A 12,274-nucleotide genomic window follows, 5' to 3' on the forward strand; every position below is an offset into this window, starting at 1 on the left:
AATGGTCGTATGAGTGAAACGATCTCCTACCTCACCGACATGGACGGAGTCCTCATCCGCGAGGGCGACATGATCCCCGGCGCCGACGTCTTCCTGCAGACGCTGCGCGACCACGACGTCCGCTTCATGGTCCTGACCAACAACTCCATCCAGACCCCGCGCGACCTCTCCGCGAAACTCCAGGCCCAGGGCCTCCGGGTCGAACCGGAGCGCATCTGGACCTCGGCCACCGCGACCGCGAAGTTCCTCACCACCCAGGCGAAGGCGGCCAGCGCCTACGTCATCGGCGAGGCGGGACTGACGACCGCGCTTCACGACGCGGGCCTCATCCTCACCGACTACTCCCCCGACGTCGTCGTCCTCGGCGAGACGCGCACCTACTCTTTCGAGGCGATCACCACCGCCATCAACCTCATCCGCGAGGGGGCGCGCTTCATCGCCACCAACCCGGACGTCACCGGCCCCGCCCCGCACGGCATCCTCCCGGCGACCGGCTCGGTGGCGGCGCTGATCACGGCGGCCACGGGCCGCGCCCCCTACTACGTGGGCAAACCGAACCCGGTGATGATGCGCACCGCGCTGAACAAGATCGGGGCTCACTCCGAGCGCACCGTCATGATCGGCGACCGCATGGACACCGACGTGCGCTCCGGCCTCGAGGCCGGCATGCGCACCATCCTCGTGCGCACCGGCATCTCCGACGACGAGGAGATCGCGAAGTACCCCTACCGCCCGTGGAAGATCGTCGACGGCGTCGTCGACCTGGCCGAGCACTGGGACGACCCATTCGGCGACGGCTACTACCACGGCCTGGTCGAGGGCGAGCGGGAGCGGGCGGCGGAGGGCGCCGGCGAGGAGTGACACCCGGCCGGCGCCGCCGACCTGTGCCACTCTTGACGCCATGACCACACACACCGTTGTCCTCGTCCCCGGTTTCTGGCTCGGTTCCTGGGCCTGGGATCAGGTTAAGGAACGACTCCAGGAACTCGACGTCCCCGCCACCGCCCTGACCCTGCCCGGCCTCGACCCCGACGACCCTCAGCGCAGTACCCGCACCCCCTCCGATCAGGCCGAAGCGGTCCTGGCCGCCCTGGACGGCCCCTCCGTCGTCGTCGCGCACAGCGGCGCCAACATCCCGGTGACCATGGCCATGGACAAGCGCCCCGATCTCGTCGCGCGGGTGATCTGGGTCGACAGCGGCCCGGTCGCCGACGGATTCCGCATGAACAAGGACGCGCCGCAGGACCTGCCGGAGTTTCCGCTGCCGGATTTCGACGTGCTGGGGGCCGACGCCAGCCTCGAGGGCCTGGATGGGGACGCCCTGGCCACGTTCCGGGAACGGTCGGTCCCCGAGCCGGGGGCCGTGCTCACCACCCCGGTGCACCTGCGCAACGACGCCCGCTACTCCATCCCGACGACGCTGGTCTGCAACTCCCTGTCCAGCCAGCAGCTGACCGCCCTGGCCGAGGCGGGCCACCCGATGACGGCCGAGCTGGCGAAGTACGCCGACGTCCGCCTCGTCGACCTGCCCACCGGCCACTGGCCGATGTGGAGCCGGCCGCAGGAACTGGCGCTCATCATCGCCGCCACCCTGGAAAACTAGAACAACCGCCGGCGCACCATGCGTCGGCGGATTGTGGCGTGGGTGGATTTCCGCCTTCCCCAGCGGAAATCCCTCGACCACCCGCCTGCATCGAGGGGTGGTCAAAGATGCAGTTATGTGTGTTAGTCGACCATGCGGACGGTGACGCTGGCGACCGAATTCTCGGCGCCGGCGTGATGCGCGATGACCAAGGCGGACAGCTCGCGCTCAAGTGCGGCCAGCTCGTCCTCGCTGCCGGTGATGACCTGGCGGCAGGTCACGGCTCGGTACCCGGAGACCTCGCGGTCGCGCTGCCAGGCGGTGCACCAATCGGCGGTGAGCGGGTCCGCGCACGGCGTGTAGAGCTCGGATTCGCTCGGCATCGCCTCGACCATCGCGGTCTCAACGGCCCAGCGCAGCTCGCACGGCAGGCCGGAAATCGACAGCACGGCGGTGCGTGCGGTCGTCGGCAGCGGCACCCCGAGGGTGTCGCTGAAAGTGGCGTCGTCTCGAAGCCAGTTGTCGAGCCAATCGTCACAGTCACCCGTCGCGCGCTGCGGCTCCGGGCGTGCTGGGACATGTGTAGGTGTCGTCACGACAGGTGTCCTTTCATGATGCGTAGAACGCCACCATCGAAATGATGAAGGTGACGTTCAAGACGAGGGTCGTCTTCCCCAACGGCCTCAGATCTTCGCGTCATGAACGGGATTTGCGGAGTGTAGGTCCGGTCATCCCGTTAGACACTTGCGATTCTGGTCCCTCGTGAATCACTCCAGCAACCGTCAAGTACTACTTGAAGCCCCCATTTGCTCAACCTTTACTTGAGGATTACGCCCGCGCAATTACGTCCGTGGCACCCGCCATCGGAAGGGACGGGAACGACCCTTCGCAGCGCACCGCTCCCCCGAGGGCGCGCAGAAAAGACCTCCGCCATTATGGGGGACATCTTCGCGTCGATAAGCCGCGACGCGCCAGCGGGGCTGAAAGAATTCCCCCGGGCCCCACCCAATCGGTCGTGGCCGCGATGGACAGGGACGTGGCGGCGCAGGAGGAACCACGTCAGCGCGACTCCGGTGAAGGCGGCGCCGGAAGCGAGGAGGTGGCGCACGGTGATCGCGGTGGCGTTCGGCGAGGGCGCTGGTCCCCTCGGCGTCGTCGCCTCATCCCCTCCCTCGCGGCTCGGGCAAAGACCGCTGGTCGAAGCTGTCGATATCTCGTTCTGCTGGTTAAGGCCGAGCCCTTTATCCAGCGGTCTTGTCCCCGCTGCCGCCGACCCCGGCCCACGTTACCCCCGGACAGCGCCGGTTCCGCGGTATCCTCACCGCATGACTGATGGCCAGATCTTCAACGCCGACCGCAAGCACGCGATGCGCTTCGTGGACCAGGCGCTCAACGAGGGTCGCATCGATATCGAGGACTACGACGAACTCACCAGGGCGATCGTCACCGCCAGCAGCCAGGCGCAGCTCGACTCGATCATCGAGCGCGCCCAGCGCCTGTCGACGACCGACGTCGCCCGCCCCATGCCGGCCCCGACCCGGCGCGCCACCGCTCCCCCGGCGGTTACCGAGCCAGAGATCATGTCGACGTGGTTCGGCAACCTGCGTCGCGAAGGCCGCTGGCTTGTCGTCGACGGTTCCTCCTACACGGTGTCGATGGGCGAGCTGCTGCTGGACATGCGCGAGGCCACCGCCTCGCACCCGCAGGTGACGATCACGACCAACGCCTACGGCGGCAACGTCTGCGTGGTCGTCTCCCCCGGCGTCGGCGTCGTCAACCGCATCGACACCGTCCTGGCGGAGAAAAAGGACAAGTCATCGCCCCATCAGCCGGGCATGGCCGTGATCACCTTGACCGGGAGCTGCGTGCTGGGCACCGTCAAGATCATCTCCCGCGAGCCCGGCAGGAAGCTGCCGTTCGGTTTCGTCAACCTGTAGTCGAAGGAAACCGTGAGCCCCTTCGGCATCACGTGAATCTCTTTGAGCTCGGGCCGGCGGACAGCTCGCGTGACGCATCGGTGGCCTGGATCTTGACGTTACCGGCGGCGAGGTCGACCACGCCCTCGCCCAGCCTGAGGGTGACCGCACCCGGAGTGGTGACGAGCGCGGATTCCAGCGCCCCCGGTTGCACGGCATCGCGCCACCACCAGCAACCCCCATGGGTATGAGTACGTAGTCTTCGCCCTACCCAGACGCGTTGTTCCCCGCTTTGCGATGAGATTCTTCTTCTGCTCGCGGGCACCTGCCTCGTTAATCGGATGTGCACTGGGGCGCTGCCTCCACCGACCCGCCCGGGCTTCCAATGACACTTCCCCGACGACGGGTAACCGCACCCTCCGCCGCCGCGCATCGATAAAACACGAAAATAACTTTATAAACAGCTGTCAGTAAACGGGGGTAGTTTTGCTTTTTCTGCATAAAAGCTTCGAAAAGGCTGTCAGCTGTGCCATATTTAGCTCATGCACAAGAAACTCCTCGCTTTGTCGCTTGCCGCGGCGCTGTCCTTCAGTGGCGTCACCCTCGCCCACGCAGAGTCGGCCGACTTCTCCAGCGGTTCGGCTGACTCCTTCTCCGAACAGTCCGCTGAACTGTCCTCCGCCGATGGCGCGTCATCAACGGAATCGGCGTCCGCCACCGAGGACGACGAGTCGATCGCCAGCTCCGATCTTTCGTCGCTGAGCTCCCAGGAGGACGCATCCGAGTCCACCAGCTCCGCCACCGGAGTCATCGGCGTCCTCGCGATCCTCGGTGCGATCGCCGGCGGCACCTACTGGGCCGTCACCCAGGGCTTCATCCCGAATCCGTTGCCCGGGCTCATCCCGTCCCCGCGCCAGGCCGCCGCACCAGCGCCGGCCCTAGCCCCTGTTCAGGCCGCTGCCCCGGCACCCGCACCGGCCCCGGCACCTGTTCAGGCGCCCGCCCCGGCACCGGCCCCGGCACCGAAGCCTGCCCCCGCTCCGACCACCACGTACGCCAACTGCACTGACGTGTGGAACCGCCTCGGTCGCCAGATCTACCCGCGCGACCCGGGCTACAACTACCGACTCGACCGCGACAAGGACGGCGTGGGCTGCGAACGCGACCCGCGCTAAATCCCCTCCCCCATCAACTCCTCGCACTTAGGACCCCTCACGTGATGAATCACAATCGTTTCTTCGGACAGTCTCTTGACCGCGGCAAATTGGGCGCGGTCGCCCTCAGCGCACTGCTCGCCGGTTCCCTCCTGACCGCATGCGGTTCTTCCGCCGCCGATGAGGTTCCTGTGACCGTGACGTCGACGATGACGGCGTCTCCGACCACGGTGTCCACCACCGTCACCGAAACCGTGACCAAGGTCAGCACCGTCACCGAAACCGTCACCGAAGAACCGGTTCCCGCCGGGGACATCGACGTCTCCGGCGCAGGTGCTGACGCCCTCGTGAACGAGAATCCGCCGGTGATCGCGGGCTTCGCGGCGGTCCCTGAGCCCGCCCCGGCGCCAGCGCCAGCACCCGTGCCGGCGCCCCAGCAGAGCACCTATTTCCAAAACTGCTCCGCGGCCCGTGCGGCCGGCGCGGCTCCGGTGTACCGCGGCAATCCCGGTTACGGTTCCCACCTGGATCGTGACGGCGACGGGGTCGGTTGCGAGTAGCCCGGATGAACCCCATCAGCATTCTTCGCTGATGGGGTCTATTTGTTACCTGAATCACCAGCGGGCACGTTTCGCCGCGGTTTAGGCTCGACCCATGACGCCACGCACTCGCGCCCTGTCCGCGGCCATGGCCCTTGTCGCCAGCGCAGCAATCGCGCTGAGCCCAGCCGTCGCCACCGCCCAGACCTCCAGCATTGACCCGCAGACGTCCTCGCAACTCCTAGCGCAGCTCCCCTTCCCTCCGTCGATTACCCGTTCCTTCACACAGGGCGCACACCACCGTGAGTACCACGTCGCCCTGCCCGCGAACTTCAACCCGTCTCGCAGTTACCCGATCGTCATCGGCTTCGGGGGGTACACCGACACCGCCGCCAGCTTCCGCGGTTATGCCGGGCTGGAGGGGGCCACCGGCGGGGAGGCGATCCTCGTGTTCGCGCAGGGCGTCAACAATGCCTGGGCCGGGGCGCCCTACTCCGCGACCACCCTGGCCGAGGACATCGAGTACACGCGCAGGGCGATCAACGACGTCGCGGCGAACTTCTCGGGTGACGCGGGCCGTGTGTATGCCACCGGCCTGTCCAACGGCGGGGGTTTCGCCGCCGCGTTGAGCTGCCACGCGCCCGAGCTCGTCGACGCCGTGGCCTCCGTCGCCGGCGCCTATTACGACCCGACCGTCACCGGCTGCAGTCACGCGGCGCAGGTGCCGACGCTGCTCATGCACGGCACCGCCGACGGCCTCGTCGCCTATGAGGGCGGTTACCGCCACAACGCCCATTACATGGGGGTGGAGGCCGCGCTGGCCGGGTTCGCCGCCCGCAACGGCTGCGCCTCGGGTCCGCTCAACCCGAGCTGGGAGTACGCCGGTTCGACCACCCTGCGCCCGGGTTCCTGCGCCACCGCCACCGAAATCGTGCGGGTTGAGGGCGCCGGCCACACCTGGTTCAACTCCCCCGCCGCGGAGTACGTCGCCTGGGACTTCTTCCGGGCGCACGGCTGATACCCCGGGGCACCTCCCCGGGTCAGCGGCGTTCGTCGAATTTGCGCTCCAGCCGCGCGATCAGCTCGTCGGTGAGTTTCTCGTTGGCGAGGATCCGATCAATGAGGTCCTCACTGAATTCCTCGCCCCCGGCGGTCTCCTCCGCCGCCTCCCTCAGCTCCGGGGTCGCGGTCGGGGTGTCCCGGCCGGTGTCCTCGTCATAGGAGTCGTAGGAGTGGCCCCCGAGGTCGAAACCGATGTTGTGCGTCACCGCGCTCGATCCCTCCTCCGGCGTGTCCACGCCCGCCGCCCCGGGTTCGCCGGTGATGTGGTCGAGCAGTTCCTGCGCCCGGGTCTCTGCCTCCACCGGGTGCATGCCCCGGCGCTGCTGCTTCTCGACGCGCCGTCGCAGCGCCTTCTCCATCTGGTGGTGGCGCCACTGGCGCAGCCCCCGGGGTTCCAGGCGGCGCGCCACGGATCGGCCGGCGCCTTCGGCGACCCTGACCGCGTCCTCGACCAGGGGCGCGGCCTTGTTCACCGGCGCCCACTCCGGGTCGACGCGCAGGCGCCAGCCGGCCCAGTAGCCGTACATCGAGAGGATGAAACTGAGGATGGGCCCGAGGATCATGCCCAGCCACAGCAGGCCGAACTGCTCGGAGATGAGCACCGTCGTGCCGGCGACGATCGCCGGGATCACCGCCGGCTGGTTGCCACCGAAAACTCCCGGGACGCGCCCGGTGACGATGTCGCGGATCATGGAGCCACCGGTCGCGGTGAAGACGCCCATCAGGATGCACGCCAGGACCGGCAACCCGTAGCTCATCGCCTTGACCGCACCGGTGGCGGCCCACAGCGCCGAGATGAGCGCGTCGCCGTGGACCTGGAACCGGTCCCAGAGCGTGCCCTTGAAGTAGACGAAGCGGGCGATCAGCGCGCCGGTGAAGGCGAGCACCAGATATTCCGCGTTGGCCAGCGCGGCGACGGTGCCCTGGTTGATGAGCACGTCGCGGATCATGCCGCCGCCGAGCGCGGAGAACATCGCGATGAAGAAGAAGCCGACCAGGTCGAAGCCCCGCTGTCGGGCGATGGTGCCGCCGATGACGCCCATCAGCAGGACGCCGACGACGTCGAAGATGCGGTACATCGCCAGGATCTGCGGGTCGACCTCTGCTGCCACGTTCATGAGGGTCAGGGTACGCCCGGGTGGCCCGGACCGGGCGGCTCCCGCCGGCCGGGCTGTACCACCCTTGCCGATCTCCCCCACCCCATTTACCCTCTTTGCTATGACGCTCCCGTCGACTACCCTGCCCGCCGTCGTGGCCCTGTCCGCCGCCGCGGCGGTGGCGCTCAGCCCCGCCGTCGCCGCCGCCCAACCCCCCGGTGCCTTCGACAGCGTCCAGCACTCCCTCCTCCTGGAGGAGCGCTACCGCGACTACACCGCCGTCCTCCCCACCGACTACGACGAAACCCGCGCGTACCCGATCATCCTCGCCTTCGGTGGCTACGGTGATTCCGCGGCGAGCTACCGCGAGTACGCCAACATCGAGCAGGCCGTGGACGGCGAGGCCATCGTCGTCTACGCCCAGGCCGTCAACAACGCCTGGGCCGGCGCCCCCTATGCGGTGACCACGATGGACGAGGACGTCGACTATGTCCGGGCCGTCGTCGATGACGTCGTCGAGAACTACTCTGGTGACCCCGAGCGCGTCTTCGCCACCGGGATGTCCAACGGGGGCGGTTTCGCCGCCGCGCTGAGCTGCCACGCGCCCACGCTTGTCGACGCCGTCGTCGCCGTCGCCGGCGCCTACTACAACGAGTCGGTCACCAACTGCCGTTTCGCCCAGCGGGTCCCCACGCTGCTCGTGCACGGGGCCCACGACGAGATGATGTCCTTCGGCGGCGGCTACCGACACGGCGCCGCGTACCTCGGGGTGGAGCGGACGCTGAAAAACCTGGCGACCCGCAACGGCTGCGTCCCGGACAGTCTCCATGAGCGCTCGGCCGACGAAGGCACCACCACCTTCAGCGCGGACAACTGTGAGGTCGACACCGAGATCCTGCGCGTCGACGACTACGGACACACCTGGTTCGAGGACCCGGAGGCGGAGCGGGTCGCCGTCGACTTCTTCCGTCGGCAAGCGTAGGCGCCGGGGACCGTCCGGCCCGGCTACAGGGAGTCCCCGGCCTCGTCGGAACCACGGTCCCCGCGTGAGGAATCCCGGTCCCGGCGCTCCAGCAGTCGGGTGTGCCCGCCCTGGCCCGCCCCCTCGGTGCCTGTGTCTGTGTCCGGGTCCTGGTTCGGGCGGTGCTCCTCCTGCCAGGCCAGCCATTCGCTGATGAAGGCTCGCTCGGTGGTGCGGCCGAGCTCGCTGTCGTCCTCGTGCAGCTGGCGCAGCACGTCCTCGAAGCGGTAGCCCGTCGCGTTGTCCGCGGCGCGCCCCGCGATCGCCTCGTCCTGCTCGGCCGTCACCGAGTCCGTGTGCAGCGCCGGCTGCGTGTCGCTGCCCTCGTCCTCGCCCTTCTCCTCGCTCCTGTCCTCCCCCGCCTTGTGGACGATGCCGATCTCGTGGCGGATTTCCCGGACGCTCCGCGGTTCGATGTCCGCGGCCTTCTCCAGGGCCCTGTCCCCGACCTTGTCGGCGACCTGCTCCACTTTCTCCGCGGCGGCGTTGGCCGGCGCGAAGTCGGGGTTGACCGGCAGCGTGATGCCGAACCAGTAGGAGGTCAGCGCCAGCGCCGAGCCGGTGACCGCGCCGAAGATCATGCCCAGCACCGGCTCCTCGGCGTAGTGGAAGGCGGCGTACACCGCCGCGGCCAGCAGCGCCGGCAGCACCATGAGCTGCTCGCCCCGGAAGATTCTCGGCCGCCGCCCGGTGAGGACGTCGCGCATCATCGATCCGCCCGTCGCGGTGATCACGCCCATGAACAGCGCCGCCGTCACCGGCAGATCCCAGGTCAGCGCCTTCGCCGCGCCGGTGACCGCCCAGGTGCCCATGATGACGGCGTCGGCGTGGCCCTGGATGAGGTCCCAGGTCCGGCCCCGGAAGTGGGCCAGCCAGGCGATGATCGCGCCGACCGTCGCCAGGACGAGGTACTGCGGCTGCGCCATCGCGGCGACGGTGCCCTTCTGGATGAGCATGTCGCGGATCATGCCGCCGCCGGTGGCCGAGATCAGCGCGATGAAGAAGAAGCCCACCAGGTCGTATCCCTTGTGTCGGGCGATCGTGCCGCCGACGACGGCCATGAGGAACACGCCGATCAGGTCGGCGGCCTGGTAGATGTTCTGGATTTCGTCCTGGTAGGCGTTGGCGTTCTCGAGGAACTCTGGGGTGAGTCGTTCCGGGTTCATGGAGCGGATGGTAGCCGACGCTCCCCCGTCACTGCCGCCCGTACACCAGCGGCCGCCGGATGATCACACCGACGTTCTCCCCGATCTGCGGCCGCTGCCCCGCCAGGTTGGCACGGAAGGAATGCTCGCCGAGGCTGACGGTGATGCTGAAGAACCCGCGGTCAAAGAGCACCGAGGTGATCGTGCCCTCCGCCGACCCCGGAGTGCCCGGGGGCACGATCTCGACGGCCGAGGGAAGTACCGCGATGTCGACGACACCGCCGGCCGGCCCGACCAGCTCCACCTCCGGCAACGCCCACGACATCGACAACGTCGGCGCAGCCACCCGGCCGTCCTGAACCACACCGGCCACGACGCCGGCGTCGGCGATGAAGGAGGCGACCTGTGCGGTGGCCGGGGCGCGCAGCAGTTCCTCGGGGGTCGCGACCTGCCGGATTCGCCCCTCCGAGAGCACCACGATGCGGTCGGCGATCGCCAGGGCTTCGGCGCGGTCGTGGGTGACGTGCACGGTCGTCAGCCGCTGCACGGCGGTCAACGACACGAGCTCGCGGCGCAGGCTGTCGCGCAGGGGTTCGTCGAGGGCGGAGAGTGCTTCGTCGAGAAGCAGCACCCGGGGGTTGGCGACGATGGCGCGGGCCAGGGCGACGCGCTGGCGCTGGCCACCGGAGAGCCGGTCAGGCCGGCGCGCGTCGTAACCGGAGAGTCCGACCAGGTCCAGGGCGTCGCCCACCCGCCGCCGGATGTCGGCGCGCCCCACCTTCGCTCGTTTGAGCGGGTAGGCGACATTGTCGGCCACCGACATGTGCGGCCACACCGCGTGCTGCTGGAAGACCATCCCGAGGCGACGCTTCTCGGGTTCGACGCCGGCGACGTCCTCGCCGCCGATGCGCAGGGCGCCCGACTCCGCCTGAAGGAAGCCGGCGATGGTGCGCAGCAGCGTGGTCTTGCCGGAGCCCGAGGGCCCGACCAGGACGATGAACTCCTCGGGGGCGATGCGCAGGGTGATCTCGTCGAGCCCGACGGTGCCGTCGGGGTACACCACGCGCAGGTCGTGCAGGTCAATCATGGTCTTTCCTTCCTGGACCGGGTCCTGAACCGGGTCCGTGCCCGGGCCTGTGACCGCGCCCGTGCCGTGCCGCCGGCCGGGCCGCGCACGGTCAGGGCGAGCGCGATGATGCCGATGAGCGCGAACATCAGCGAGAGCGCGGACGCCTGGTTGTAATCCCCCGCGGACTGGAGGTTGAACAGCTGCACGCCGAGCGTCGTCGTGCCCGGGGCGATGAGCAGGATGGACACCGTCAGCTCGCGGATGGCGGTCACCGCCACCAGCACCGCGCCGGAGACCGCGGCGGGGACGGCCATCAGGCCGGTGGTCTGGAAGATCGCGCGGGCGCGGCCGGCGCCGGCGGCGCGGGCGGCCTCCTCCACCGCCAGCGGGGTCTGCGTGAGCGGGGCGCGCACCGACTGCAGCACCAGCGCGGTGAAGGCGCAGACGTAGGCGCCGAGAATCACCCACCGGGTGTTGTAGATTCCGGTGTAGCGGCCCAGGATCAGCCAGCCGACGCCGATGATCATGCCCGGCACGGCGGTCGGCAGCAGCACCGTCAGGGTCATCGCGGCGTTGACGGGCCAGTTCACGCGGGTCACCAGGACGCCGACCAGCCAGCCGAGGACGCCGCAGATGAGCGCCGCCCCGGTCGCCAGCAGCAGCGAGTTGGTGAAGCCGTCGACGGTGCGCGGGTTCTGCAGCGACTGCACGAAGTTGTCCAGGCTGATGTTGGCCAGCGTGAACGGCACCCCCGGGGCGGGCAGCAGCGCGCGGTAGAGCAGGCCGAGTACCGGGGAGAGCGTCAGGGCGAGCGCGGCCAGCCAGGCGGCCACGGAGACGGCCCGCCGGGAGCGGCCGAGGGGGAACTGCGTCGCCGCGCCGGTGTCCTGCAGGCTTGTCGACGCCCGCAGCGAGACCACGTGGTCCAGGACCACCGCCGCCACCCCGAGCAGGAGCAGGACGATGCCGATGGTGGAGACCACCTGCAGGGGGTTGGCGACGAGGGAGGAGTCCATGACGCGGTAGATCATGGTCGCCAGGGTCTCGAAGCCGGCGGGTGAGCCGATGAGCGAGGGAATGCCGAAGTCGGCGAGGTTGGACACCGCCGAGAGCGTGAAGGCGCTGAGCAGGGCCGGGCGCAGCAGGGGCAGGGTGATCGTCCGGATCACCTCCCCGGTCGAGGCGCCGGCCACCCGCGCGGCCTGCTCCAGGTCCGAGGGGATGGCGCGCAGCGCGTTGGCGACGATCACGTAGACCACCGGGTAGGTGTGCACGGTGAGCAGGAAGGCGACGCCGTCACCGCCGTAGATGTTCCACACCTCGGTGCCGGCCAGCGCGTTGAGGCCCTGGCGGGGGCTGAACAGCTGCAGCCAGGCGATCGCGCCGACGAAGGGGGGAATCAGCAGCGGCGAGAGCAGGAACAACCGCAGCAGGCCGCGGCCGTGGACGTCGGTGCGGTCGACCAGGAGGGCCACGGCGGTGCCGGCGACCACCGCCCCGGCCGCCGAGACGAGCGTGGTCCACGCCGAGTTCCAGGCGGCGGTGGCCACGTTGAGGTCGTCGAGGACGGGCAGCTGGTTGCCGCCGAAAGCCAGACCGACGACCAGGCCGAGCGGGGTGAGGATCAGTCCCGCGATGATCAGCCAGGTCGCCAGTCGGAGGGTGAGGAGGGTTTTCACAGGTTCGGTC

General features: G+C 69.0%; 13 protein-coding genes. 7 read left to right on the top strand and 6 right to left on the bottom strand.

The window, feature by feature from the left end:
- Window positions 1–9 precede the first annotated feature (9 nt).
- Window positions 10–861 carry an HAD-IIA family hydrolase gene (locus tag CGUA_RS09325; protein ID WP_290195007.1) on the top strand — a complete coding sequence of 284 codons (852 nt, stop codon included), beginning with the start codon at window positions 10–12 and terminating at the stop codon, window positions 859–861.
- Window positions 862–901: 40 nt separating this feature from the next.
- Entirely contained in the window at window positions 902–1,603 is a 702-nt protein-coding gene (locus tag CGUA_RS09330; protein WP_290195010.1) for an alpha/beta fold hydrolase, read from the top strand.
- Between the two features lie 122 nt (window positions 1,604–1,725).
- On the opposite strand, the gene CGUA_RS09335 is transcribed toward CGUA_RS09330, so the two are convergent.
- Window positions 1,726–2,178 carry a hypothetical protein gene (locus CGUA_RS09335; protein ID WP_290195012.1) on the bottom strand — a complete coding sequence of 151 codons (453 nt, stop codon included), beginning with the start codon at window positions 2,176–2,178 and terminating at the stop codon, window positions 1,726–1,728.
- A 729-nt stretch (window positions 2,179–2,907) separates the two neighbouring features.
- On the opposite strand from CGUA_RS09335, the gene CGUA_RS09340 reads away from it, so the two are divergent.
- Window positions 2,908–3,519 carry a DUF1707 SHOCT-like domain-containing protein gene (locus CGUA_RS09340; protein WP_290195014.1) on the top strand — a complete coding sequence of 204 codons (612 nt, stop codon included), beginning with the start codon at window positions 2,908–2,910 and terminating at the stop codon, window positions 3,517–3,519.
- Between the two features lie 28 nt (window positions 3,520–3,547).
- Here CGUA_RS09340 and CGUA_RS09345 read toward each other — a convergent pair whose 3' ends face one another.
- Window positions 3,548–3,712 carry a hypothetical protein gene (locus CGUA_RS09345; RefSeq protein WP_290195016.1) on the bottom strand — a complete coding sequence of 55 codons (165 nt, stop codon included), beginning with the start codon at window positions 3,710–3,712 and terminating at the stop codon, window positions 3,548–3,550.
- 328 nt (window positions 3,713–4,040) lie between these two features.
- Here CGUA_RS09345 and CGUA_RS09350 point away from each other — a divergent pair, with 328 nt between their 5' ends.
- The 3 genes from CGUA_RS09350 (at window position 4,041) to CGUA_RS09360 (ending at window position 6,209) form a co-directional block, all read left to right on the top strand.
- Entirely contained in the window at window positions 4,041–4,673 is a 633-nt protein-coding gene (locus CGUA_RS09350) for an excalibur calcium-binding domain-containing protein (protein ID WP_290195018.1), read from the top strand.
- 44 nt (window positions 4,674–4,717) lie between these two features.
- Window positions 4,718–5,212, top strand: a complete 495-nt coding sequence (locus tag CGUA_RS09355; protein WP_290195020.1) for an excalibur calcium-binding domain-containing protein — start codon at window positions 4,718–4,720, stop codon at window positions 5,210–5,212.
- Window positions 5,213–5,306: 94 nt separating this feature from the next.
- Window positions 5,307–6,209: a CE1 family esterase gene (locus CGUA_RS09360; RefSeq protein ID WP_290195022.1), complete on the top strand. Its 903-nt coding sequence runs from the start codon at window positions 5,307–5,309 to the stop codon at window positions 6,207–6,209.
- 22 nt (window positions 6,210–6,231) lie between these two features.
- Here CGUA_RS09360 and CGUA_RS09365 read toward each other — a convergent pair whose 3' ends face one another.
- Window positions 6,232–7,371 (bottom strand): trimeric intracellular cation channel family protein, encoded by a 1,140-nt coding sequence (locus CGUA_RS09365; RefSeq protein WP_290195024.1) that lies wholly within the window; start codon window positions 7,369–7,371, stop codon window positions 6,232–6,234.
- A 100-nt stretch (window positions 7,372–7,471) separates the two neighbouring features.
- Between CGUA_RS09365 and CGUA_RS09370 the strand changes: the two genes are divergently transcribed.
- Entirely contained in the window at window positions 7,472–8,332 is an 861-nt protein-coding gene (locus CGUA_RS09370) for a CE1 family esterase (RefSeq protein ID WP_290195026.1), read from the top strand.
- A 23-nt stretch (window positions 8,333–8,355) separates the two neighbouring features.
- On the opposite strand, the gene CGUA_RS09375 is transcribed toward CGUA_RS09370, so the two are convergent.
- The 3 genes from CGUA_RS09375 to CGUA_RS09385 are packed head-to-tail and all read right to left on the bottom strand — an operon-like array spanning window position 8,356 to window position 12,264.
- Window positions 8,356–9,537, bottom strand: a complete 1,182-nt coding sequence (locus CGUA_RS09375) for a TRIC cation channel family protein (RefSeq protein ID WP_290195028.1) — start codon at window positions 9,535–9,537, stop codon at window positions 8,356–8,358.
- A 28-nt stretch (window positions 9,538–9,565) separates the two neighbouring features.
- Window positions 9,566–10,603 carry an ABC transporter ATP-binding protein gene (locus tag CGUA_RS09380; RefSeq protein WP_290195030.1) on the bottom strand — a complete coding sequence of 346 codons (1,038 nt, stop codon included), beginning with the start codon at window positions 10,601–10,603 and terminating at the stop codon, window positions 9,566–9,568.
- A complete protein-coding gene (locus CGUA_RS09385) occupies window positions 10,600–12,264 on the bottom strand; it encodes an ABC transporter permease (RefSeq protein ID WP_290195032.1) in 1,665 nt (554 codons plus the stop codon). Before CGUA_RS09385 ends, CGUA_RS09380 begins: the two co-directional genes overlap by 4 nt.
- Window positions 12,265–12,274: the final 10 nt, after the last annotated feature.

Origin of the sequence: Corynebacterium guangdongense, from assembly GCF_030408915.1 — a bacterium.
Lineage (GTDB): Bacteria > Actinomycetota > Actinomycetes > Mycobacteriales > Mycobacteriaceae > Corynebacterium > Corynebacterium guangdongense.